The following is a 23,275-nucleotide window of genomic DNA, read 5'->3' on the forward strand; positions in this document are numbered from 1 at the left end:
GCGGTGGTGGGCGGGAGCGCGGCCGCGGGCCCGCCCACCACCGCCCTTCGCCGAGATCGGTAGGTCTCCGGCGCGAGATCGGTCGTACGACCCATGGAGGTGTTGCTGTGACGGCCCCTGCTCTGCCGCCCCTGCCCGACTGCGGCGCCCGCGTGCTCGGGGTGGGCCTCGACCTCGTCCACGTGCCCGGCGTCGTCGAGCAGCTGGCGGTGCCCGGCACCGTCTTCGCCGAGCGCGCCTTCACCGCCCGCGAGCGCCGCGAGGCCAGGCGCCGCGCCGAGACGAGCCGCTCCCACGAGGCCGAGCACCTGGCCGCCCGCTGGGCCGCCAAGGAGGCCTTCGTCAAGGCCTGGTCGACGGCCGTCAACGCCCTCACCGGGCGCGTCTGCCCCCCCGTCCTGAGAATCGAGGAGGTCGACTGGCGCGGCATCGAGGTCGTCAACGACCGCTGGGGGCGCCCCTCGCTGCGCCTCGGCGACGCCGTCGCCGGCGCGGTCGAGGCGAGCCTGGGGGAGGGGGCCGACCGGCCGGGCCGGTGGCCGGTCTCCCTGACCCACGACGGCGGCTGGGCGGCCGCCGTCGTGCTGGCCCTGACCGGCTGAGAGCCCGCACGGGCCTTCGCGCCCGCCGCACCGGCGCACCGCACCCGGTCAGCAGGACCCCGAGGATCCTTCCTGTGACCGGGGACTCATTCGACGTACCATTGGTGCATGAAGAAGCTCATCAATGCCGCCGACGCCGTCGTCGCGGACGCCCTGGCCGGCATGGCCGCAGCCCACCCGAACACGCTCCGCGTCGATCTCGACCGGCGCATCGTCTACCGCGCAACCCCCAAGGACGAGGGCAAGGTCGCCATCGTCTCCGGCGGCGGCAGCGGCCACGAGCCCCTTCACGGCGGCTTCGTGGGCGCCGGCATGCTGGACGCCGCCTGCGCGGGCGAGATCTTCACCTCGCCCGTGCCCGACCAGATCGCCGCCGCCACCGCCGCCGTCGACCGCGGAGCCGGCGTCCTCCACATCGTGAAGAACTACACCGGCGACGTCATGAACTTCGAGATGGCCGCAGAGCTCGTCGCCGCCGAGTCCGGCACCCCGGTCGCCACCGTCGTCACCGCCGACGACGTGGCCGTCGAGGACTCCCTCTACACGGCAGGTCGCCGCGGCGTGGGCGTGACCGTCATTGTTGAGAAGGTCGCCGGAGCCGCCGCCGAGGAGGGCAGGAGCCTCGACGAGGTCGCGGCCCTCGCCCGCCGGGTGAGCGAGGGCGGCCGCTCCATGGGAGCGGCCCTGACCTCCTGCACCGTTCCCGCCAACGGCAGGCCCTCCTTCGACCTGGCGGACGACGAGATGGAGATCGGCATCGGCATCCACGGCGAGCCCGGCCGCCGCCGCGAGAAGATCGCCTCCGCCCGCGAGATCGCCGAGCGGCTCGCCGGGCCGGTCCTGGCCGAGCTGCCAGCCGGCGACGGCACCGGCGTCATCGCCCTCCTCAACGGCATGGGCGCGAGCCCCCTCATCGAGCTGTACGTCATGTACGCCGAGGTCGCCGGGCAGCTGGAGGCGGCCGGCGTCACCGTTGAGCGCAGCCTGGTCGGCAACTACATCACGAGCCTTGACATGGCCGGCTGCTCCCTGACCCTCGTGCGCGCCGACGAGGAGATCCTGCGCCTGTGGGACGCCCCGGTGTCCGCTCCCGGCCTGCGCTGGGGGCGATGACCATGGCGCCGACCGGACTGACCGAGCTGACCGCGACCGACCTGGCGGCCTGGGTCCGCCGCGCCGGCGACCTCATCGCCGAGCACGCCGATGAGCTCACCGAGCTGGACGCCGCCATCGGCGACGCCGACCACGGGGCGAACATGAAGCGGGGCATGGAGGCAGCCATGGCGGCTGTGGCGGCCCCGGTCCCCGGCACCGCGGACGCCGTCCTGAAGAAGGCCGCCACGGCGCTGATCTCCAAGGTCGGCGGCGCCTCGGGGCCCCTGTACGGCACCTTCTTCCTGCGCATGGCCGCGGCGACCGCCGGGCGCAGCGCCCTGGACCTGGACGCGCTCACCGCCGCCGTCGAGGCCGGCGTCGGCGGCATCATGCAGCGGGGCAGGGCCGAGGCGGGGGAGAAGACCATGCTCGACGCCTGGCTGCCGGCCCTGGAGGCGCTGCGCGCGGGCACGAGCATGCAGGCGGCGCTGCGGGAGGCGGCCGCGGCCGCCGACGCCGGTCGGGCGGCCACCGAGCCGATGCTCGCCAGGAAGGGGCGGGCCTCCTACCTCGGGGAGCGCTCCATCGGGCACGTCGATCCCGGGGCCTCCTCCACCGCCCTGATCGTGCGCGCCCTCGCAGACGTCGCCGACGGGACCGCCTCGTGACCGGCCTCGTCCTGGTCTCGCACTCCGCCGAGCTCGCGCGGGCGGCTCTCGGGCTCGCCGCCGGACTCGTCCCCGGCCTCGACGTACGGGTCGAGCTGGCCGCCGGGCTGCCCGACGGCGGTCTGGGCACCGACGCGACCGAGGTCGCCGCCGCCATCGGGAGGGCCGACGACGGCGGGGGCGTCCTCGTGCTGGCGGACCTGGGCAGCGGGATCATGAGCGCGGAGACGGCCCTCGAGCTGGTCGACCCGGGCCTGGGCGCCCGGGTGCGCCTGAGCCCGGCGCCGTTCGTCGAGGGCCTCATCGGCGCCTACGCGGCCGCCGGCATCGGCAAGCGGCTCGACGACGTCGCCGGCGAGGCCGAGGCCGCCACCGAGGCCAAGCGCATCCAGATGACGCACTAGGGGCGAGGGGGCCGCCCGGGCCGCGGCGCCCAGGTGATGCAGAAGAACTACACCCCCAATGAAGACAGGCTGTACCCGCGGCCGCACATCGACTAAGGTGAGTAGGACTAACGTCCCTACGTAGAGGAGAGCCATGTCTCCCACGACCTTCTCCGCCATCTCCATGATCATCTACTTCGTCGGCATGATCATGATCGGCCTGTGGGCCTATGCGCGCACATCCGATCTCGACGACTACATGCTCGCCGGACGCGACCTCAACCCCTTCGTGGCCGCCCTGTCCGCGGGCGCCTCGGACATGTCCGGATGGCTGCTCATGGGGCTGCCCGGCGCCCTGTACGCCTCGGGGCTGATGGAGTCCTGGATCGCCGTCGGGCTGACGGTGGGGGCCCTGGTCAACTGGCTCACGGTGGCGCCGCGTCTGCGCAGCTACACCGAGGTGGCCGGCAACTCCATCACCATCCCCAGCTTCCTGGACAACCGCCTGCACGACTCCCGTCGCCTCATGCGCTGGACCAGCGGCCTGATCATCCTGGTGTTCTTCACCTTCTACGTCTCCTCCGGGATGGTGGCCGGCGGCACCTTCTTCGAGTCGTCCTTCGGCATGGACTACCGCCTGGGCATGACACTGGTCGCCGCCATCACCGTGATGTACACGCTGGTGGGCGGCTTCCTGGCGGTCTCCTGGACCGACCTGGTCCAGGGGCTCATGATGGTCGCGGCGCTCGTCGCGGTCCCCGTCGTCGGCATCATCCGCCTGGGCGGCATCGGCGCCACCATTGACGCCGTCAGCGCGGTCGACCCGCGCTACTGGGCGATGGCCGGCGCCACCACCTCGGTCATCGGCGTCGTCAGCTCGCTGGCCTGGGGGCTGGGCTACTTCGGCCAGCCGCACATCATCGTGCGCTTCATGGCGATCCGCTCCCCGCGCGAGGCGGTGCAGGGCGCCGTTATCGGCATCAGCTGGATGCTCTTCGCGGTGCTCGGCGCCATCGGCACCGCCGTGGTGGGGGTGGCCATGTATCAGCGCGACAGCAGCCGGCTGGACAACCCCGAGGCTGTCTTCATCTCGCTGGGCCGGCTCCTCTTCCACCCCTTCGTCGCGGGCTTCATGCTCGCCGCGATTCTGGCCGCGATCATGTCGACCATCTCCAGCCAGCTGCTGGTCACCTCCTCGGCCCTGGTCGAGGACCTCTACCGCATCGTGCGCAAGAAGGAGCTCTCCCCCGGCCACCTGGTCATCGCCTCGCGCACCGCCGTGCTCATCGTCGCGCTGACCGCCGCCGCCATGGCGTGGACGCCCAACGACACGATCCTGGCCCTGGTGGCCTTCGCCTGGGCGGGCTTCGGGGCCTCCTTCGGGCCGACCGTCCTGCTGTGCCTGTACTGGCGGCGGCTGACGGCGCTCGGCGCGGTCGCCGGCATGATCACCGGGGCGGTCGTGGTCGCCGTCTGGGGCAGCCTCGACGGCGGCCCCGGCGGGATCCTCGACCTGTACGAGCTCGCTCCGGGCTTCGCGGCCAACCTGCTCGTCGCCTGGGCCGTCTCGCGCGCCGGCCGTCCGGACCCCGGGGTCGAGGCCGAGTTCCGGGCCGCCGTCGCCGGAGCCCGCTGACCCGCCCGGCCGCGGCGTACCGGCCCTGCGTGTGACCCGCCCGTCACCGTGGCGTGTTGTCCTACTCACTGCCATCGGCTAGGGTCGCTGCCAGCAACGTGCTCCGGGGTCGGTGAAAGTCCGAGCCGGCGGTGATAGTCCGCGACCCGGTTGCACCGGCCCGTCGGGACGGCGCAACCGGTTGAGCCGGTGGAACTCCGGCACCGACGGTGAAAGTCCGGATGGGAGGAGGCACGCGGCACTCGGCCCGGGGCGCTCCCCGGAGCCCCCGGCTCGCCCGCGCGGGCCGCCGGTGACGCTCGAGTGCCGAAGGGGCGCGAGCCTGCGGCCGCCCACCACCCCGGAGCCCCCGGGGCGCCTGCTCCGGGTGACCGGAGAGGACACCGCGTGAGCACCGCCATCGCCCATCGCCCAGCACCCCGGTTGGCTCAGATGCTGGCCGACGGCCGGACGGGCCCCGGCCGGGCCGCGCCGCCGACGTCGGAGCGCCCCGCCCGGCCCCGTCGGGCTCCCGGCCCCGCACTCGCCCTGGGCCTGGCGATCCTCGCCGCCTGGTGGGCCGTGACGCGCGCCGGCCTCGTCATGCCCGTCTTCCTGCCCGGTCCCGCCGACGTCGTCCGCCGCCTGTGGCTGGGCGTGAGCCAGGGCGGCCTGCTCGGCTACGCCCGGGTGACCCTGACCGAGGCCGCACTGGGCTGCCTGGCCGCGGCCGCACTGTCCCTGCCCCTGGCATGGGCCCTGTTCCACTGGCGCCCGTTCTCCCGCGCCGTGCTGCCCTACGTCGCCGCCTCCCAGGCGGTGCCGGCCATCGCCATCGCCCCGCTGCTGGTCGTGTGGATCGGCTACGGCACCGCGCCGACCGTGGTGCTGTGCGTCCTCATGGTCTTCTTCCCGATCACCGTGACCGTCCTGCTCGGCCTGCGCGGCCTGGACGCCGACGTCATCGACGCCGCCCGCCTCGACGGGGCCCACGGCGCCTCCATGGTCGCCTACATGGAGCTGCCCATGGCGCTGCCCGCCGTCCTCTCCGGCCTGCGCACCGGCTTCACCCTGTCGATCACCGGAGCGGTCATCGGGGAGATGACCATGGGCGGCAAGGGCCTGGGCATGGTGCTCGCCTCCCAGCGCCAGAGCGTGGACACCACCGGGCTGTTCTCCACCATCGTCGTCCTGTGCGTCATGGCGACGACCATCCACTGGTGCCTGCACGAGCTCGAGCGCCGCAGCCGCGTCGTGGACTCCCTGCGCGGGCGCCGGGCGACCTGAGGCCCGGCCCCGGCCGCCCGCGCGCCGACAGCACGCGCCACCCCCTCCACCGCACCTGTCACAGTCAACGCACTCATCGGAAAGGCACCACCATGATCCCCCTGTCCCGCCGCCATCTGCTGTCCACCGCCTCCCTGGGTGCGCTGGCGGGCCTCGCCGCCTGCGGCTCCGGCACTGGCGCCCAGAAGGCGTCCGCCGACGCCGCCGGAGGCCTGGTCATCGGCCTGACCTACACGCCCAACATCCAGTTCGCCCCCTTCTACATGGCGGTGGCCGACGGCCAGTACGCCGCGGACGTCTCCCTGCGCCACCACGGCGAGCAGGAGGGCCAGTTCGACGCCCTCCTGGCCGGCACGGAGCAGATCGTGGTCGGCGGCGCGGACGAGGCGGTCGTGGCCGCCTCCAACGGGAACGGCCTGGTCGTCATCGGCGGCTTCTACCAGCGCTACCCCGGCTGCGTCATCGTGCCCGAGAGCTCCGACATCACCGACCTGGCCGCCCTGAGGGGCCGATCCATCGGCACCCCCGGCAGGACGGGGGAGACCTGGTACACCGTCCTGGTGGCGCTGTCCACGGCCGGGCTCAGCCAGGACGAGGTCAGCATTCAGGAGATCGGCTACACGCAGCAGGCGGCCCTGGCCTCGGGCAAGGTCGACGCCGTCGCCGGGTTCTCCAACAACGACGCCGTCCAGCTCGTCCAGAACGGCACCCCCGTGCGCACCCTCGCCATCAGCGGGGACGTGCCGCTGGTGGGCGCCTCCCTGGTCACCACGCCCGACGTCCTGGACGCCCGCCGCGAGGAGCTGACCGCCGCCGTCACGGCCTCGGCCACGGGCATGACGGCCTTCGTGGAGGACCCGGACGCCGCCGTCGAGGCCGCCAAGGAGTACGTGCCCGACCTGGCCGACACCACCCAGGCCGCGCACGCCCGCGAGGTCGCCGTGGCCACCGGCGAGCTGATCCGCCCCGCCGCGGACACCGCGGTCGGCTCTCTGGACCCGGGCAGGGTCGCCGCGACGATCAGCTTCCTCGGCGACCACGGGCTCCTGGGCGAGAGCACGCCGACGACAGAGGCGGTCTGCGACCCGCTGACCGCGCAGTAGCCGGAGCGCAGCCGGGCCCGCGCTGTCACAGAACTAAGACTGGTCCCGCGGGTGTGGGGCAGGCCATGCTGTGGTGGTGTCCACCCCAGCATCCGAGCCGCCCCGTCTGCCCGCCACCCCGGATCCCGCCCCGCAGGCGGAGCCCGTCCAGGATGAGGGCCCCGGCGCCTTCCCCGCACCGGGACCCGGCGACGGCCCGCCGGGGCCGCCCCCGGCGCCGGCCACACCACCGGCGGCCGCTCCCGCCGAGGCCGCGCCGCCGGTCCCCTCGGAGCCGCTCCCGGCCGGCGACTCCGAGCAGGCCGCAGGCGCTAAGCCCGGGCGGGGGCGGCCCCGGTCGCTCAGGCTGCGCGTCGCCCTCATCGGTCTTCTGTGCCTGTCCCTGGGGCTGTTCGGCTCCGGCGTGCTCGTCGGGTGGACCGCCGGGGACAGGATTCAGGCGACGCGCGCCGGCGCCGCGCCCGACGTCGTCGAGGTGCCCGCCATCGACGCCGACGCCGACGCCAAGGTCCCCGACCTGCGCGGACTGACGCTGTCCGACGCCAAGCAGGCGCTTGCCGACATGTCGCTCGACCCCTCGGGAGTGACAGTGGTCGAGACCGAGTGGGCCGGAACCACCGGGCTGGTGGTCTCCCAGGACCCCGTCGTCGGCGAGCCGCTCACGCAGGCGCTGACGCTGACGGTGTCCAAGAAGGCGAAGGTGCCCAAGGTCGTCGGTCTGAGCCGTTACGACGCCGTCGCCGCGCTGCGCGCCCTGGGCTCCGAGCCCCGCGTCGAGGAGAAGTTCGACGCCACGGCGGCCACGGGCTCCGTCCTGGAGGTCAAGCCCGGGGAGGGGGCGGACCTGCCCTCGGAAGTGACCCTGACGGTCGCCCAGGCCGGCTCGTCCATCTACCTGTCCAAGCTCGACACCGCGCACGACTCGAGCCGCTCGGGATCCTGCTCGACGCGGGACACGTTCTTGGCGGGCACGAAGTACACCGAGGCGCTCCAGTGCTCCAGCCGCTCACGCGGCGAGGAGACCAGCTACGCGTGGCTCCTGGAGAGGCACGGGTCGGCCCTGTCCGCAACTGTCGGCGTCTCCGACGACGCCAGCCCCTCGGCGAGCGCACGGATCAGGGTCCTGGGCGACGGCGCCGAGCTCGCCAGCACGTCGGTCTCCTACGGCCAGACCCAGCCGCTCAATATCGATGTCACCGGGGTCCTACGCCTGGAGATCGTCACGAGCTCGGACAACGGGGCGGACGTCTACCTGGGAGACGCCATCATCAAGGGCACCGACTCAGAGATCAACCAGCTGGAGACGAAATGACACGCACGCGCAGAACGCGGACGGTCTTCGCCGCGCTCGTCGTCTGCCTCGCCCTGGGCACGGCGCTCCTGACCCCGGCCACCGCGGTCGGCGACAACAGCACGTCCGCGCCCCGGCCGAGCGCCTCCCAGTCGAGCACCGCCCCGGCACCCGGCGCCCCGCCGTCGGACGCCTCCCCGGAGGGGCCGCTGGTCGTCGTCTTCGACGTGTCCGGCTCCATGAACGAGCAGGACTCCAGTGGCCGCAACAAGCTGGAGGCGGCCAAGACGACGATGACGGCGATGCTGCGGGCCTACGCGGACTCCGGAACGGACATGGGGATCTGGACCTATCCCGGCGGCACGTCCAGCCAGGGGTGTGCCGCCGGGGGCTGGATCCCCGGGGTGCAGCCCGGGGTCACGCGCGATCCCATGACGCTGGACTCCAGGATCCGCAATCTCACCGCCGACGGCGACACCCCGACGGGCCCGGCCCTGCGCGCCGTCGTCGACCGCCTCAAGCAGGAGGGCTACAGCTCGGCGACCCTGCTGCTGGTCTCCGACGGCGAGTCCAACTGCGGGCCGCCGCCGTGCGACGTGGCCCGGGAGGTCCTGTCCGAGGGCTTCTCCCTCCAGGTCCCCTCGATCGGCTTCACCATCTCCGAGGAGGGCCGCCAGGAGCTGGAGTGCATCTCCCAGGCGACGTCGTCGACCTACCACGACGCGGACAGCGCCGACCAGCTCATTGACGAGCTGTCCAAGTACGAGAGGCAGGACATCGAGCTGAGCGTCTCCGCCCCCACGCGCATCCGGGCCGGGGGCAACGCCGAGCTGACCGCCACCATCACCAACCCGTCCAACGACACCGCGACCGGGCTCACGGCGGTGGTCGCCATGCGCGAGGGCGACTCGCGGGAGATCTTCCCGACGATCCTGGCCCCGCAGCGGCGGCTGCCGAACCTGGCCGCCGGCGAGTCCGTGTCCGTGACATGGGTCGCCACCGCCCGAACCGACCGGACCGGGAGCGCGGACTGGCGGATCCTGGTCGGCTCCCAGGGGCAGGGCTCCGTCCTCGAGAGCGGCACCATCGAGGTCAGCGACCAGGACCTGACGGTCGACGACGCCGGAGAGCTGCTCCGGGACATCTCGGGCCCGGTGGCGGTCCTGGGGGACTCCTACTCCGCGGGAGAGGGCGCCGGAGACTACCTGAGCACGGGAAACCCCGCCTGCCACCGGTCGACGAGCACCTACGGGGCCCTCCTGGGCGGGCAGAGCACGGTCCTCATCTCGTGCTCCGGGGCGGTCACGGCCGACGTGCGCTGGAGGTACCAGCATCCCGAGGAGAAGCCGCAGGTGGAGGCGCTGGGGGACCTCTCCGACGCGCCCGGACTGGTCTACATGACCATCGGCGGCAACGACATCGGCTTCGAGGACATCGTCAAGAGCTGCCTGTTCGCGGACTGCGCCGCCAACTCCGCGTGGATGAGGACGAAGCTGGCCTCGATCCAGAACTTCCAGCACGATCTGGAGGAGACCTACCGGGCTGTCCTGGAGACCGCGAACTCCGACTCATTCGTGCGCGAGCGCGACGGGGCGGTCGCCCCGCTGGTCATCTCGCCCTACCCCGACCTGCTGTGGGGGACCCAGCAGGGGCAGTGCGACGCGCTGCTGTCACCCACCGAGATCGCCTTCGGGCGGGCGGTGATCCAGACGCTCAACCGCACGGCGCGCCAGGCCGTCGAGTCGCTCTCGGCGCAGGGCTACCCGATCTACTACGCGTCCGACGTCGTCGACTTCGCCCAGCCCAACCACACCATCTGCCACGACGACTCCTACTTCGTCCGGCTCACCCCGGGCGACCTGACGGGTCATGCGCTCTCGGGAAGCACTCAGGAGCTCGCCCACCCCAACGCCCTGGGCTACCGCGCCTGGGCCGAGTCGCTCATCGCATGGTCCCAGACCGAGCAGGCGCGGGTGGTCAACACGACCATGCCCACGTCCCGGTCGCAACGATTCGCGACCATCGGAGCGTTCCTCGCCGGAGTCGACGACTCGCTCACGATCAGCGCCGAGCACGAGGTCCGGGGAACGCTCGAAGCGCCCGACGAGGACGGGAGGGCGCCGTCGTCCTCCACCGGACAGGTCACGGCCGTCCGCACCGGCGACACCCTCAACATCTCGGTCTCCGGCGTCCAGCCCGGAGCGAGCGTCACCGTCACCGTTCACTCGGCCGCCCAGTCGCTGGGCACCCTCGTCGCGGACGAGAACGGCACCGCGACGGGAGCCGTCACCCTCCCCACAAACCTGGCCTCGGGACGGCACACCGTCGTGGTCGAGGGCCTGGACTCGGAGATGCGCTACGCGTCCTTCGAGACGCCGGTCGAGGTGCGCGGCGCCGTCAGCTGGACGTTCTGGTGCCTGTGCGCGCTCACAGCCGCCCTGATCATCGGCGGCGGCTGGGCGCTGTACTCAGTGGCCCGCTCGCGCCCTCACAGCCGGCAGGCCAGGAGCGAGGACACGAGGATCGCGCGGGCCCCCGCCTCGTAGAGCTCGTCCATGACCCGGTTCACCTCGGCGCGCGGCACCATGGAGCGCACCGCCACCCAGTCGGGGTTCTGCAGGGGCGAGACCGTGGGCGACTCCAGGCCCGGGGTGAGCGCCGCGGCCAGGTGCAGCCTGCTCATGGGCACATCGTAGTCCACCAGGACGTAGGAGCGGGCGCGCAGCACCCCCTCCAGGCGGCGCACGAGCGTGGCCAGGCCGGGCGCGTCCCGGTAGCGCTCGGTGGTGATGAGCACGGCCTCGCTGGCCAGGATCGGCTCGCCGAAGGTCTCCAGGCCCGCGGCGCGCAGCGTCGTGCCGGTCTCGACCACGTCCGCGATGAGGTCGGCCACGCCCAGCTGGACGGAGGACTCCACGGCCCCGTCGAGGTGCACGGTCTGGGCGTCCACGCCCTGGGCGGCGAGGTAGCCGCGCACGAGCACGTCGTAGGAGGTGGCTACGCGCCGCCCCTCCACGTCGTCGAGCGAGCGCATGGTCCCGGCCGGGGCGGCGAAGCGGAAGGTCGAGCGGGCGAAGCCCAGAGGCAGGTGCTCGACGGCCTCCACCCCGGAGTCGAGCAGCAGGTCGCGGCCCGTGACGCCGGCGTGGACGGCGCCCTGGCCGACGTAGACGGCGATGTCCCGGGGCCGCAGGAAGAACAGCTCGACCTCGTTGGCCTCGTCCAGCAGGACGAGCTCGCGCCCGGTGCGGCGGGTGCGGTACCCGGCCTCGGTGAGCATGGTGGCGGCGGGCTCGGACAGGGAGCCCTTGTTGGGCACGGCGATGCGCAGCACAGTGATCCTTGATCCTTACGTCGGTCCTTGCGGTGGTGAGCGGCGGGGGAGCGCCCCGGCTGCTCAGAAGCACTCGGAGGCGTCAGAGGTACCTGTAGACGTCGGCCAGGGTGTAGCCCTTGGCGACCATCATGACCTGGAGGTGGTAGAGCAGCTGGCTGAGCTCCTCGCAGGCCGCCTCGTCGGACTCGTGCTCGCAGGCCATCCAGGACTCGGCGGCCTCCTCGACCAGCTTCTTGCCGATGAAGTGGACGCCCCGGTCCAGCTCGGCCACGGTGCCCGAGCCCGCGGGTCGGGCGGCGGCCCTGTCCTGGAGCTCGGCGAAGAGGTCCTCAAAGGTCTTCATGGCGCCCAGGGTAGTGCAGGGCGGTGCCGGACGGCGCTCGTCTCACATGAAGTGGACGACCGCGCCCCGTGGCCGGGAACCGGGCGGAGAAGCCTCTTGACACACGACTGGGCGAATGCAAAATTAAGTTTGCAAACGCAAAGCCGCTCGGCGGCGACCCGCGAAGGAGACGCCCATGAACGCACGCCAGGAGAAGATCCTCGCCCGCCTGCGCACGCAGCAGTCCCTCACCATCGCCGAGCTGACCACCGTGCTCGGCGTCTCGCGGGAGACCGTGCGCAAGGACCTCTACGAGCTCGAGCAGCAGGGCCTGCTCACCAAGGTCCGTGGAGGCGCCGTGCTCACCGCGGCCAACATGGAGACCGCCTACCCGCTGCGGCGCACCGTACGCACAACCGTCAAGGACGCCATCGCGCGCGCCGCGGTCGAGCTCATCGCCCCCGGGGACACCGTCTTCCTCGACTACGGCACCACCACCTTCGCGATCGCGTCCCGGCTCGCGCAACAGGTCGAGGACCTGACCGGCATCACCGCCGTCACCTGCTCGATCCCCATCGCCCGGCTGCTCGCCGAGACCCCGGACATCACCGTCATGCTGCCCGGCGGCGTGGTGCGGGGCTCCGAGCACTCGCTCCACGGCCCCCTCGCCACCCGCAACCTGCGCGCCCTGCACTTCGACATGTGCTTCCTGGGCTGCTCCGGAGCCGACCCGGTCAACGGCTTCACCTCCATCCACGCGCTCGAGGCCGAGGTCTCCGCCCTCGCCGTTGAGCGCTCCGCCGCCACAGTCGTCGTCGCCGACCACACCAAGCTCGGCGCCGTCGCCCCCAACGTCACCGCCACCAGCGACAGGCCCGCCCTCCTGGTCACCGACACCAGTGCCGACCCGCAGCTTCTCGCCGGCTTCCGCTCCCGCGGGCTCGACGTCCGCGTCGTCTGACACCTCCTCACCCACCCGGTCATTTCAACGAAGAGAGACCCTCATGCAGTTCTTGCACGCGATCATCGACCTCGGCCCCTCCGTCATGCTCCCGCTCATCGTCATGGTGCTCGGCCTCCTGCTGCGCCACGGCATCGGCAAGTCCGTCTGGGCGGGCCTGACCGTCGGCGTCGGCTTCGTCGGCATCAGCATGGTCATCAGCCTGCTCACTGAGACGATGGGGCCCGCGGCGCAGTCCATGGCCGACCGCTTCGGCCTCACCCTCACCGTCATCGACGTCGGCTGGCCGGGCTCGGCCCCGATGGCCTGGGCGACGACGATGGGCCTGCTGGCCATCCCCATCGCCATCGTCGTCAACATCCTCATGCTGATCGCCAGGATGACCAATGTCATCAACGTCGACATCTGGAACATCTGGCACCTCGGATTCACCGGAGCCATCGTCCACATCGCCACGGGCTCCCTGCTGCTGGCCGGCCTCGCCGTGGCCGTCCACGCCGCGATCTCCTACAAGCTCGGCGACATCTTCAGCCCTGTCACCGACAAGTACTTCCACCTTGAGGGGATCGCCATGCCCCACGGCTCGCCAGTCCTCATGGGCCTGATCGCCGTGCCCGTCGAGGACCTCATCGAGCACACCCCGGGCCTGCGCCGCATCAACGTCTCCAGCGAGAAGATGACGGAGAGGCTCTGCCCCCTCGGGCGCCCCGTCGTCATCGGCGCGGTGCTCGGCCTGCTCATCGGCTTCCTCGCCGGCTACCCCGTCGGCGAGGCCGCCACGCTCGCCATCCGAATGGGCGCGGTCATCGTTCTCATGCCCATGGTGGTCCAGCTCATCGTCAACGGCATGGTCCCCATCGCCAAGACCGCCGAAGGCGTCCTCCAGCGTAGGTTCAACAACCCCGCCTACCGCATCGGGATGGACCCCGCCCTCCTTCTGGCCGACCCGCAGGTCGTCTCCGCCGGCATCCTGTTCGTGCCCCTCACCCTGCTCATCGCCGTCGTCGTCCCCGGCAACGTCGTCCTGCCCTTCGGCGACCTGGCCACGATCGCCTTCTTCGTCGCCATCGCAGTCGGCATCCACCACGGCAACATCTTCCGCACCCTCATCTCGGGCACGGTCATTATGGCGGGCACGATCTGGATCTCCTCCCACATGGTCGACCTCCAGACCCGCCTCGCCACCGACACCGGCCTGCTGGGCAACGCCGACCGCGTGGCCAGCCTCGATCGGGGCGGCAACCCCGTCACCTACGTCCTGGCCAACCTCCTGTCCGGCAGGGTCGGTGCGGGCGTCATCGTCGTGCTCGTCCTCATGGTCCTCGCCTTCGGCTACTCCTTCCTCAAGTACCGCCGCGGCACCCTCTTCACCCCCCGGGAGGGCGACCCCGCGGCGCCCGATCCCGACGCGGCCCACAGGCCCGCCGAGAAGCCCGCCGCCGACGGCTCCGCCGCCTGACCGGGCCCGTCCAGCACCCGCGAAAGGCCGTCGCAATGACTCCACCGACCACCGTCAACCGCCTCCTGTCCGTCACCGGCGTCGCCGAGATGCCCCTCGTCGAGGAGCCCCTGGCTCCCCCCGCCCCCGGGGAGGTGACCGTTGCCGTCGCCTACTGCGGAATCTGCGGCTCCGACTTCCCGCGCTACTTCGACGGCGGCGTCCACTCCTTCCCGCAGGTGCTCGGCCATGAGTTCTCCGGGGTCGTCGTCGCCCTCGGCGAGGGCGTCGCCGGCGTCGCCCTCGGCACCCGTGTCGCCGTCGCGCCGCTCAGCCCCTGCCACAGCTGCGAGGCGTGCGCCGCCGGCCACTACTCCCTGTGTCCCAGGTACACCTTCATCGGCTCCCGCCGGCAGGGGGCGCTGGCCACCTACGTCAACGCCCCCGCCGCCAACCTCGTCCCCCTGCCCGACGGCATGCGCCTGCGCGACGCCGCCCTGGTCGAGCCGCTGACCGTCGCCATCCACGGCCTCGAGCGCGCCGACTACACCGGTGTCGACCGCGCCGCCGTCTTCGGCGCGGGCGTTATCGGCCTGCTCGCCATCCAGACGCTCAAGGCGCGTGGCGTCAGGCACGTCACCGCCATCGACGTGCAGCCGGACAAGCTCGACCTCGCCCGTCGCCTCGGAGCGGACGAGGCGGTGCCCGGCTCCGACCTCGCCGCCCGCCTCGCCGACCGGTCCGCCGCCCCCGGGGTCTGCCTGGAGACCGCGGGTCACCCCGTCACCCAGGTCCAGGCCGTCCAGACCGTGGCCCGCGGAGGCCAGGTCGTCTACATCGGCACCTGCACCCGCCCCGTCGCCTTCGAGGCGGAGCAGTTCGAGCTCATCCTGCGCGGCGAGCTGGGCATCACCGGATCCTGGATGTCCTACTCGGCGCCCTTCCCCGGCCACGAGTGGACCCAGGCGGTCGAGCTCCTCGCCTCCGGGGCGATCGACGCCGACGCGGTCGTCTCGCGCGAGTTCCCGCTCGACTCCGGCGCCGCCGCCTTCGACGCGGTCCGCGGCGGTCGCGGAGCGCTTCTCAAGGTCCTCTACGCCGTTGGCGGCGAGAACGCCGGGGCAGCCGATCTCGACGGCATCCGATGACGACCCGCAGCGGTCCGCCTCGAGAAGGAAGATCCTCATGATTATTGTTATCACACCAAATCCAGCCATCGACATTACCTATGAGGTGGCGCACCCGCGACTCAACCAGGTCAACCGCGTCACAGGCGTCGTGCGCAGACCGGGCGGCAAGGGACTCAATGTGGCCTCCGTCCTCCGGCAGACCCGCGAGGCCGATGGCGCCCCCGGGCGCCGCGTCCGGATCTCCGGCTTCCTCGGCGGCCGGCAGGGCGAGGAGATGCGCGAGCTGCTCGGCGACTGGGACGCCGAGCAGGCGTGGCTCGACCTCGGCCCGGGCTGCCCCACCCGCGCGACGGTCATCGTCCGCGACGCCGACGGCGGTGCGACGGGCCTGTACGAGCCCGGAGCCCCCGTCTCCCCCGCGGACTGGCGGGCGCTGACGGACACCGCTCTTGAGGGGGCGGGCCGGGGCGACGTCCTCGTCGTGTCCGGATCCTGTCCGCCGGAGACCTCCGCCGAGGACCTCGGAGCCCTCCTGCGCGCCGCCCGGGGGAGGGGCACGCGCGTCATCCTCGACACCTCCGGGCCGCTGCTGGTGGCCTGCGCGGGACTCGCCGACGCCGTGAAGCCGAACCGCGAGGAGCTCGCCCAGGCGACCGGCGAGACGAGCCCCGCCGCGGGCGCCGTCATCCTCCTGGAACGGGGCGTGCGCGCCGTCATGGTCTCGGACGGGCCCCGTGGCATGAACCTCTACGTCCGTGGCCAGGACGGCCCGACCGTATGGCATGCCGACGCCCCCGACGTCCCCGTCATCAACCCCACCGGAGCCGGCGACTCCGCGGTGGCCGCGATCGCCGCCTTCATGGACGCCCGCCCCGAGGCCGACCCGATCGACGCCCGCGCGCTGGGGGCCGCCGTCGCCCTGTCGGTCGCCGCGGTGCGCACGCCCGTCGCCGGTCTCGTCGACCTGGAGACCTACACCACCCTCCTTCCGACCATGAAAGTAGAGACTCACCATGTCACTGACTGACCTCGCCTCCGTCGCCGAGACCGCCCGCTCCGAGGGCGCGGGCCTCGGAGCCTTCAACGTGGTCCTTCTCGAGCACGCCGAGTTCTTCGCCGAGGCCGCCGAGCGCGCGGGCCGCCCCATCGTCCTCCAGATCAGCGAGAACACCGTGAAGTACCACCGCGGGCGCCTGGCCCCCATCGCCAAGGCGACGCTGGCCGTCGCCGAGGCCGCCGCGGTGCCGATCGTCGTCCACCTCGACCACGCGGAGTCCACCGACCTCATCGAGGAGGCCGTCGACCTCGGCCTCACCTCCGTCATGTACGACGGCTCCAGGCTGCCCTTCGACGCCAACGTCGCCACGACGACCCGCATGGTGGAGCACTGCTGCGCCGCCGGCGTCTCCGTTGAGGCCGAGCTCGGCGAGGTCGGCGGCAAGAACGGCGTCCACGCTCCCGGCGCGCGCACCGATCCCGGCGACGCCGCCCGCTTCGTCGCCGCCACCGGCGTGGACCTGCTGGCCGTCGCCGTCGGCTCCTCCCACGCCATGACCGAGCGCTCGGCCCTCCTCGACGACGAGCTCATCTCCCGCCTCGCCGCCGCGGTCCCGGTGCCGCTGGTCCTGCACGGCTCCTCCGGCGTGTCGGACGAGGGCCTGCGGTCGGCCGTCAGGGCCGGCATCACCAAGGTCAACGTGTCCACGCACTTCAATGTCGTCGCCGCCGGCGTCGTTCGCGATGTCCTCGCCGCCGACCCGGAGCTGGTCGACCCCCGCAGGTACATCGGCCCGTCCGTCAGGTCCGCCGCCGCCGAGGCCGAGCGCCTGCTCACCTGGTACGCCTCGGCCGCCCGCCGGCCCTGATCCCGGTACCGGTCGTCCCCGCGCCCACCAACCACTGTCAGCCCGAACCTCTTGCCCAACGGAGTGCACCATGAGTTCCACGAGTTCCACTGCAATCACACCCAGCAGCACCGCCAAGGACGTCCTCATCGGCATTGACGTCGGCACATCCTCGACGAAGGTCGCCGCCTTCACCAGAGACGCCGCCGTCCTGGCCGACCAGACCCGCGACTACCGCCTCGTCGTCGATGCCCCCGGCTTCGTCGAACAGGATCCGAACGAGTGGTGGGAGGCCATCACCCTGGCCACTCGGGCCGTCGTCGAGACGGTCGGCGCACACCGCGTCGCCGGCGTCGGCGTCTCCGGCCAGTCCTGGTCGGCCGTCCCCGTCGATGCCGACGGCACGGTGCTCGCCAACACCCCCATCTGGATGGACACGCGCAGCCAGAACATCTGCGACGACCTCGTCGCGCGCGTCGGCGCTGACCGCATCCTCGCAGTGTCGGGCAACCGGCTCGCCCCCACCTACACCACCGGCAAGATCATCTGGTTCCAGCGCAACCGGCCGGAGGTCTACAGGGCGGCTCGCTGGTTCCTCCAGTCCAGCTCCTTCATCGTCCTGCGCCTGACCGGCAGGGTCTCCCAGGACGTCTCCCAGTCCTACGGCATCCACGCCTGGGACACCGCCACAGGCGAGTACGACCAGACGCTGGCGGCCGAGCTCGGCCTCGACCTCACCAGGCTCCCGCAGGCGGTGCCCTGCCACGAGGTCGTCGGGACCGTCACCGCCGAGGCCTCCGCCGCGACCGGGCTGGCCGCGGGCACGCCGGTCGTCGCCGAGGGTCTCGACGCCGCCTGCGGGACGCTCGGGGCCGGCGTCATGAGGGTGGGACAGACCCAGGAGCAGGGGGGCCAGGCCGGCGGCATGTCGATCGTCACCGACTCGCCGGTGCGCGACGAGCGCCTCATCCTCTCCCGCCACGTCGTGCCCGGCACCTGGCTCTTCCAGGGCGGCTCCATCGCCGGAGGCGCCTCGCTGAACTGGGCGCGCAACACCTTCGGCGGCCCGCAGGACACCTTCAAGAAGATCGACACCGACGCCGAGGGCGTCCCGGTCGGCTCCGACGGAGTGTGGTTCCTGCCCTACCTCCAGGGCGAGCGCGGCCCCATCTGGGACTCCGACGCCCAGGGGCTCCTCTTCGGCCTCGGCTTCGGCACCACGAAGGCCGCGATCTGGCGGGCCGTCATGGAGGGCGTCGCCTTCTCCCTCCTCGACAACGTCACGGTCGCGGAGGAGGCCGGCGCCGAGACCGGCGTCCTGTACTCGGTCGGCGGCGCCGCCGGCTCGCACCTGTGGACGCAGATCAAGGCCGACGTCCTCGGCAAGGAGATCCGTGTTCCCGCCGCGAGCACGGCCAGCTGCCTCGGCGCCGCCGTCCTCGCCGGAGTCGGCACGGGCCTGTACGAGTCCTTCGACGACGCCGCCCGCTATCTCGGCAGAGTCGAGCGCCGCCACACGCCGAACCCGGCGAACACGGCGCGGTACCGCGAGCTCTTCAGAATCTACAGGGAGCTGTACACGAGCCTGGCGCCCACCATGCACAGGGCCGCCGACCTCAAACGGGCCTGAGCGCCCCGCCGCATGAGGCTCCGCCGCCCCGGCCGGACCGGGACGGCGGAGCCCAGCCGCTCAGCCGGCCAGGAGGCCCGCCGCGTGCCGGCCCGCGGCGGCGGCGGCGAGGAAGGCCGCGGCGTCCTCGTGCAGGCCGCGCCCCATGGTCGACATCCGCACCCCCGTGTCCCGCTGCGCCGCCTCCAGCGCCTCCAGGAGCCCGTCCACGCCCACCTCGACGTACCGGTGCCGGGCCCCCACCGGGCGCGGACCGCACAGCCCGCGCGCCTGGGCGGCCACCCGCTCTCCCAGCGGCCCGGGCAGAGCGGGGACGACGACGTCGGCCGCGGCCAGCGCCACCCGCCCGTAGGCGGTCAGCGAGTGGTGCGACACACCCCGGTGGCGCGCCCGCGCATCGGCCTGCGAGACCCGCAGGCAGACGACGGCCCGCCCGCCCAGAGCGGCCACCGCGTTGACGGCGTCGCCGCAGGCCACGCCGGAGAAGCCCCACGGTGTGTCGGTGCCCAGGTTGCCGGGCCCCTGAGCGAGGACGATCAGGTCGGCCCCCAGGATACGACGGGCGGCCAGCAGGGCGTTGTGCACCGAGACGGCCTCGACGTCACCGCCCCACGCCTGGCCGGCGCTCACCGTGCCGGCCAGCCAGCCAGCCCCCCGCAGGGCGGCCGCGGTCCGCGAGTAGGGCAGGGGCAGGGCCCCGCCGTCGGTCATGACGTAGACGGCGCGCACCGGTGCGCGCGCACCACCCGTTGCGCGAGCGCCGGCGAGGACGGCCGGCAGGCTGGAGTGCAGGTCCGCAACGACCACCGGCGTCCCGCCGAGCACGAGGTCGTCGACGGGGGAGGCCAGCAGCCCGTGGTGCTCGGTGCCCTGCTCGTCCACCCCGGCCACCACGACCTGGTCGGGCATGTAGCGGGCCTTGACCAGGTGCCCGGCACGGGCGGAGTCCTCGGGCAGGACGTCGAGCCGGGCGCACACCATGGCGTGCCCGCCGGTACCCAGCTCCCGGTCCAGGGCGGAGACCTCCAGGCGCACCCGCTCACCGGGCTCCGGAGCCCCCGTGAGGGTCTCATAGGCGACGGCGCGCAGCTCCTCGCCGGCCGTCATGGCGGTCGCGCCCGCCGGCGCCGCGCCGACGCGCACGTCCAGCTCGACGCACCGCCTGCCCACCGCCCCCCAGCTGCGCCGCAGTGCCAGGACCGTGCCGTCACGCCACATCATGGACCCACCGTACCGGGCCGGCGGGCGGCCCGACGGGCGCGCGGCTGCGCCTACGCTGTGACCGTGAGGAGCACGCCCGCCCAGAGGATCCCCGCCGAGGAGCGGCAGATCAACCTGCTGCTGGCCCTGCGCAACACCGCGCGCGGCATGACGGCGGCCGAGGTGGTGGCCACGGTGGCCGGCTACGACGGGCGCGGGGGCGAGAGCGCCCGCCGCATGTTCGAACGGGACAAGACAGTCCTGCGCGACCTCGGCATCACGATCACCGCCACCGCCCGAGGCGGGAAGAGCCGCTACTCCATCGCCGAGGACGACTACGCCCTGCCCGAGGTCGCCCTGACCGTCGGGGAGGCGGCGGCCATCGACCTGGCGGCCTCCGCCTGGCGCTCGGGCGCCCTGACCGCCACCGCCCGCCGCGCGCTGACCAAGATCCGCGCCGTCGTCGCCGAGGATCCCCGAGCCAGTGCGCTGGTGGATCTCACGGCCGACCTGGCCGGGGAGGAGATCCCGCCGTCTCTGGCCGCCGCCGTGGACGAGCGGCGCGTCGTCTCCTTCGACTACACCTCGGCGTCCTCGGGCACCACCCGCGCCCGCACCGTCGAGCCGCACCGGCTGCGGATGAGCGAGGGCGCCTGGTACCTCGACGCCTTCGACCGCGGCGCCGCAGCGCCCCGGACCTTCCGGCTGGCGCGGATCGCGGGGGAGGTCGCGGCGGTCTCCGGGCCCGGCGCGTTCCCGCCGCCGCAGGACGACGGGCCCGGGCCCCGCGAGGCGCTCATCGCCGTCGCCCCGGGCAGGGCCCTGCAGCTGCGGTCCCAGGCGACCGCGTTCGCCGACGGCGACGGCGCGCCACCCGGGTGGGACGTGCTGACCGTGCCCTACGCAGACCGCTTCGCCTTCGCGGGCTCGCTGGCCGCGCTGTCCGACGCCGTGGTGGTCGTGGGCCCGGCGCAGCTGCGCGACGACGTCGTGGCCCACCTCGCCGGGGCCGCGGCGCTCGCGCCGGAGGGCCGGTGACATGGCCCGACGCGCCTCCACCGACCGGCTCATCCGGCTCCTGTCCCTGCCCGCCTGGGTCGCCGACAACGACGGCGCGACCCTCCGGGAGGCGGCCGCGCACTTCGGCGTGACGCCCGAGACGATTCGCGCGGACGTGGAGACCCTGTGGGTCTCGGGGCTGCCCGGCGGCATGCCGGACGACCTCGTCGACTTCTCGGCCACGGCCTTCGAGGCGGGACGCCTGAGCCTGGCCCAGCCGCTCGGGCTCGACCGGCCGGTGCGCCTGTCTCGCCAGGAGGCGATCGCCCTGCTCCTGTCCCTGCGGGTGCTCGGCCGCGTCCTGGCCGATGACCCCGCCTCGGCGGCCGCCCTGCGGGGCGCCCGGAATGCGCTGCGGGCGGCCATCGGCGACGGCGCGACCAGCGGCGGGACGGCGCCGACCGAGCAGGACCCCGCATCGGCGGCGCACCCGCGCTCCCCGGTGCTCCAGACCGTCCGGCGCGCCCTGGCCGAGCAGCGGCGGCTGCGACTGACCTACGTCTCGGCCACCGACACCCGGACGGTGCGCGAGGTCGATCCGCTCGAGCTCACCACCGACGGCGCGCACCTGACGCTGCGCGCCTGGTGCCTGAGCGCCGCGACGGAGCGCTCCTTCCGGCTGGACCGGATCCTGGAGGCCGCCTGCGGTGAGACGCCGTCGGCCTCTCACCGCAGGCGCCGCCGGCCGACCAGGCCCGACGCCCGGCCCACGGCCGTCCTCACCCTGGCGCCCGGCGGGCGCTGGCTGGTGGAGCGGCTGGTCTGCGAGAGCGTCGCCGAGCGGGCCGACGGCGCCCTGAGGGCCGTGGTGCGCGGGCGCGACCGGACCTGGCTCATCGGCCTGGTGCTCTCCGCGGGCAGGCACCTGGTCGCCGTCGAGCCGCCCGACCTGGCCCGGGACGCGGCGGCCGCGGCCGCCCGCGCCCTGGCCCGCTACGGCGCGCGCCGCGTCCGCCCCGGGGCGAATGTGGGGCCCACCTCAGACGGCGGTTCGGGGAGGGGTCCGGCTGAGGCTAGACTCAAACCGTATCGACACACCCGCCTACCCAAGGAGTAGCGCTGTGAAATTCTCGCCGACGCACATCGTCGTCCTGCTCGTCCTGGTCCTGCTCGTCTTCGGCGCCAACCGCCTGCCGGATATCGCCCGGAGCGTGGGGCAGTCCATGAAGGTCTTCAAGAAGGAGGTCAAGGAGCTGCGCGACGAGGATGAGGACAAGCAGCCCCCCGCGCAGATCCAGCAGCCTCAGGAGGGCACCTACTACACCCAGCCCACTCAGCCCGGCCAGAGCGCCGCGCAGAGCCCCGAGGGATCAGCCAAGCAGTGATCCCCGGTCATTCATTCTGAGCAGTTCTGAAGATCCGGCTTGAAGGAGGTCGAGGTGCCCAGGCTCCCGAAGATCAGGAGGCGCAGGGACAATCCCGAGGCGATCATGTCGATCGGGGACCACCTGCGCGAGCTGCGCAACCGCCTGTTCATCTCCGCCATCGGGGTCCTGGTCATGGCCGTCGTCGGCTACATGATCTACAGGCCGATCTACAACATCATCACCTACCCGATCAACCAGGCCAATGCGAACGGCGCGGACCTGAAGGTGAACTTCCCGACGATCCTGGCCTCCTTCGACCTGCGCCTGCGCATATCCATCTGGGTCGGCGTGCTTCTGGCGTCCCCGCTGTGGATGTATGAGTTCTGGGCCTATGTCGGCCCCGGCATGACCCGTAGGGAAAAGGCCTACACGTGGGCATTCGGCGTCACGGGGCTGGTCCTGTTCCTGTCCGGATGCGCCCTGGGCATGTGGATCATGCCCCACGCCGTGCAGATCCTGACCAACTTCATCCCCGACTGGGGCTCGTCCGCCGGAATCATCGACTCATCGACCTACCTCTCCTTCTACCTGCGCCTGATCCTCGTCTTCGGCGCGGCCTTCCTCCTGCCCGAGCTGCTCGTCGCCCTCAACCGACTGGGCCTCGTGAAGGGCAGGACACTTCTCAAGGGCTGGCGATGGGCGGTCGTGGGCATCTTCACCTTCATGGCCTTCGCCAACCCCCTGCCCGACCCCTGGTCCATGATCTTCATGGCGCTGCCGATCACCGGCCTGTACTTCCTGGCCTGCTTCATGTCCATCCAGCACGACAAGCGCGTGGAGAGGAGGCGCGCCAAGCTCGACGCCGAGCTCGACGCCGCCCTGGCCGAACCCTCAGCGCCCTCAGCGCCCTCAGTGCCCTCTGCCCCGGCGACCCGGTCGGCGGCCCAGCCGCCCGAGCGCGCCGACAGGGCCTGAGCCTCTCGGCCGCCCCGGCTGCCCGTCA

General features: G+C 72.7%; 22 protein-coding genes and 1 riboswitch. Of the genes, 19 read left to right on the plus strand and 3 right to left on the minus strand.

What is annotated here, in order from left to right:
* Nucleotides 1–107 precede the first annotated feature (107 nt).
* From acpS to AIF0345_RS08275, 9 genes are all read left to right on the plus strand, one after another.
* Nucleotides 108–602 carry a holo-ACP synthase AcpS gene (acpS, locus tag AIF0345_RS08235; RefSeq protein ID WP_285295852.1) on the plus strand — a complete coding sequence of 165 codons (495 nt, stop codon included), beginning with the start codon at nucleotides 108–110 and terminating at the stop codon, nucleotides 600–602.
* Nucleotides 603–710: 108 nt separating this feature from the next.
* The gene (dhaK, locus tag AIF0345_RS08240; protein ID WP_268917150.1) at nucleotides 711–1,715 is read left to right on the plus strand and encodes a dihydroxyacetone kinase subunit DhaK; all 1,005 of its coding nucleotides are present in this window, start codon (nucleotides 711–713) and stop codon (nucleotides 1,713–1,715) included.
* Nucleotides 1,712–2,365 carry a dihydroxyacetone kinase subunit DhaL gene (dhaL, locus tag AIF0345_RS08245; RefSeq protein ID WP_285295853.1) on the plus strand — a complete coding sequence of 218 codons (654 nt, stop codon included), beginning with the start codon at nucleotides 1,712–1,714 and terminating at the stop codon, nucleotides 2,363–2,365. The genes dhaK and dhaL overlap by 4 nt, the downstream gene beginning before the upstream one ends.
* Nucleotides 2,362–2,769, plus strand: a complete 408-nt coding sequence (locus tag AIF0345_RS08250) for a PTS-dependent dihydroxyacetone kinase phosphotransferase subunit DhaM (protein ID WP_268917152.1) — start codon at nucleotides 2,362–2,364, stop codon at nucleotides 2,767–2,769. Before dhaL ends, AIF0345_RS08250 begins: the two co-directional genes overlap by 4 nt.
* 133 nt (nucleotides 2,770–2,902) lie before the next feature.
* Nucleotides 2,903–4,384, plus strand: a complete 1,482-nt coding sequence (putP, locus tag AIF0345_RS08255) for a sodium/proline symporter PutP (protein ID WP_043559571.1) — start codon at nucleotides 2,903–2,905, stop codon at nucleotides 4,382–4,384.
* A 95-nt stretch (nucleotides 4,385–4,479) separates the two neighbouring features.
* A riboswitch (FMN riboswitch) is annotated at nucleotides 4,480–4,622 on the plus strand.
* Nucleotides 4,623–4,771: 149 nt separating this feature from the next.
* Nucleotides 4,772–5,650 carry an ABC transporter permease gene (locus tag AIF0345_RS08260; protein WP_273166340.1) on the plus strand — a complete coding sequence of 293 codons (879 nt, stop codon included), beginning with the start codon at nucleotides 4,772–4,774 and terminating at the stop codon, nucleotides 5,648–5,650.
* Nucleotides 5,651–5,742: 92 nt separating this feature from the next.
* Nucleotides 5,743–6,753 carry an ABC transporter substrate-binding protein gene (locus AIF0345_RS08265; protein WP_285295854.1) on the plus strand — a complete coding sequence of 337 codons (1,011 nt, stop codon included), beginning with the start codon at nucleotides 5,743–5,745 and terminating at the stop codon, nucleotides 6,751–6,753.
* Between the two features lie 76 nt (nucleotides 6,754–6,829).
* Nucleotides 6,830–8,065 (plus strand): PASTA domain-containing protein, encoded by a 1,236-nt coding sequence (locus tag AIF0345_RS08270; RefSeq protein ID WP_285295855.1) that lies wholly within the window; start codon nucleotides 6,830–6,832, stop codon nucleotides 8,063–8,065.
* Complete coding sequence (locus AIF0345_RS08275; RefSeq protein ID WP_285295856.1) at nucleotides 8,062–10,590, plus strand: GDSL-type esterase/lipase family protein; 2,529 nt, start codon at nucleotides 8,062–8,064, stop codon at nucleotides 10,588–10,590. The genes AIF0345_RS08270 and AIF0345_RS08275 overlap by 4 nt, the downstream gene beginning before the upstream one ends.
* Here the strand turns inward: AIF0345_RS08275 and hisG are convergent.
* Together hisG and AIF0345_RS08285 are read right to left on the minus strand one after the other, a co-directional pair.
* The gene (hisG, locus tag AIF0345_RS08280; RefSeq protein WP_043559560.1) at nucleotides 10,533–11,378 is read right to left on the minus strand and encodes an ATP phosphoribosyltransferase; all 846 of its coding nucleotides are present in this window, start codon (nucleotides 11,376–11,378) and stop codon (nucleotides 10,533–10,535) included. The genes AIF0345_RS08275 and hisG overlap by 58 nt on opposite strands.
* An 82-nt stretch (nucleotides 11,379–11,460) precedes the next feature.
* The gene (locus AIF0345_RS08285) at nucleotides 11,461–11,724 is read right to left on the minus strand and encodes a phosphoribosyl-ATP diphosphatase (protein WP_043559559.1); all 264 of its coding nucleotides are present in this window, start codon (nucleotides 11,722–11,724) and stop codon (nucleotides 11,461–11,463) included.
* Nucleotides 11,725–11,899: 175 nt separating this feature from the next.
* On the opposite strand from AIF0345_RS08285, the gene AIF0345_RS08290 reads away from it, so the two are divergent.
* The 6 genes from AIF0345_RS08290 to AIF0345_RS08315 all read left to right on the plus strand — a co-directional run bounded on the left by AIF0345_RS08290 (nucleotide 11,900) and on the right by AIF0345_RS08315 (nucleotide 18,706).
* Nucleotides 11,900–12,664: a DeoR/GlpR family DNA-binding transcription regulator gene (locus AIF0345_RS08290; protein ID WP_285295857.1), complete on the plus strand. Its 765-nt coding sequence runs from the start codon at nucleotides 11,900–11,902 to the stop codon at nucleotides 12,662–12,664.
* 43 nt (nucleotides 12,665–12,707) lie between these two features.
* Entirely contained in the window at nucleotides 12,708–14,123 is a 1,416-nt protein-coding gene (locus AIF0345_RS08295) for a PTS galactitol transporter subunit IIC (protein ID WP_285295858.1), read from the plus strand.
* Between the two features lie 35 nt (nucleotides 14,124–14,158).
* The gene (locus AIF0345_RS08300; protein WP_285295859.1) at nucleotides 14,159–15,250 is read left to right on the plus strand and encodes a galactitol-1-phosphate 5-dehydrogenase; all 1,092 of its coding nucleotides are present in this window, start codon (nucleotides 14,159–14,161) and stop codon (nucleotides 15,248–15,250) included.
* Between the two features lie 37 nt (nucleotides 15,251–15,287).
* Nucleotides 15,288–16,259: a 1-phosphofructokinase family hexose kinase gene (locus AIF0345_RS08305; RefSeq protein WP_285295860.1), complete on the plus strand. Its 972-nt coding sequence runs from the start codon at nucleotides 15,288–15,290 to the stop codon at nucleotides 16,257–16,259.
* The gene (locus tag AIF0345_RS08310; protein ID WP_285295861.1) at nucleotides 16,246–17,097 is read left to right on the plus strand and encodes a class II fructose-bisphosphate aldolase; all 852 of its coding nucleotides are present in this window, start codon (nucleotides 16,246–16,248) and stop codon (nucleotides 17,095–17,097) included. Before AIF0345_RS08305 ends, AIF0345_RS08310 begins: the two co-directional genes overlap by 14 nt.
* 70 nt (nucleotides 17,098–17,167) lie before the next feature.
* On the plus strand, nucleotides 17,168–18,706 hold the full coding sequence (locus AIF0345_RS08315; protein WP_285295862.1) for a xylulokinase: 1,539 nt from the start codon (nucleotides 17,168–17,170) through the stop codon (nucleotides 18,704–18,706).
* A gap of 60 nt (nucleotides 18,707–18,766) precedes the next feature.
* Here AIF0345_RS08315 and AIF0345_RS08320 read toward each other — a convergent pair whose 3' ends face one another.
* Nucleotides 18,767–19,927, minus strand: coding sequence for a DUF3866 family protein (locus tag AIF0345_RS08320; RefSeq protein WP_285295863.1), 1,161 nt, complete (start codon nucleotides 19,925–19,927; stop codon nucleotides 18,767–18,769).
* A gap of 63 nt (nucleotides 19,928–19,990) precedes the next feature.
* Between AIF0345_RS08320 and AIF0345_RS08325 the strand changes: the two genes are divergently transcribed.
* From AIF0345_RS08325 to tatC, 4 genes are read left to right on the plus strand one after another with little or no spacing between them, the layout of a single operon-like run.
* Entirely contained in the window at nucleotides 19,991–20,944 is a 954-nt protein-coding gene (locus AIF0345_RS08325; RefSeq protein ID WP_285295864.1) for a helix-turn-helix transcriptional regulator, read from the plus strand.
* A gap of 1 nt (nucleotide 20,945) precedes the next feature.
* Nucleotides 20,946–22,022, plus strand: a complete 1,077-nt coding sequence (locus AIF0345_RS08330) for a helix-turn-helix transcriptional regulator (RefSeq protein WP_285295865.1) — start codon at nucleotides 20,946–20,948, stop codon at nucleotides 22,020–22,022.
* Between the two features lie 4 nt (nucleotides 22,023–22,026).
* Nucleotides 22,027–22,290 (plus strand): Sec-independent protein translocase subunit TatA, encoded by a 264-nt coding sequence (gene tatA, locus AIF0345_RS08335; RefSeq protein ID WP_285295866.1) that lies wholly within the window; start codon nucleotides 22,027–22,029, stop codon nucleotides 22,288–22,290.
* A gap of 54 nt (nucleotides 22,291–22,344) precedes the next feature.
* A complete protein-coding gene (gene tatC, locus AIF0345_RS08340) occupies nucleotides 22,345–23,247 on the plus strand; it encodes a twin-arginine translocase subunit TatC (protein WP_285295867.1) in 903 nt (300 codons plus the stop codon).
* Nucleotides 23,248–23,275: the final 28 nt, after the last annotated feature.

This window comes from Actinomyces israelii, from assembly GCF_030253495.1.
In the GTDB taxonomy this organism is placed as follows: Bacteria; Actinomycetota; Actinomycetes; order Actinomycetales; family Actinomycetaceae; genus Actinomyces; species Actinomyces israelii.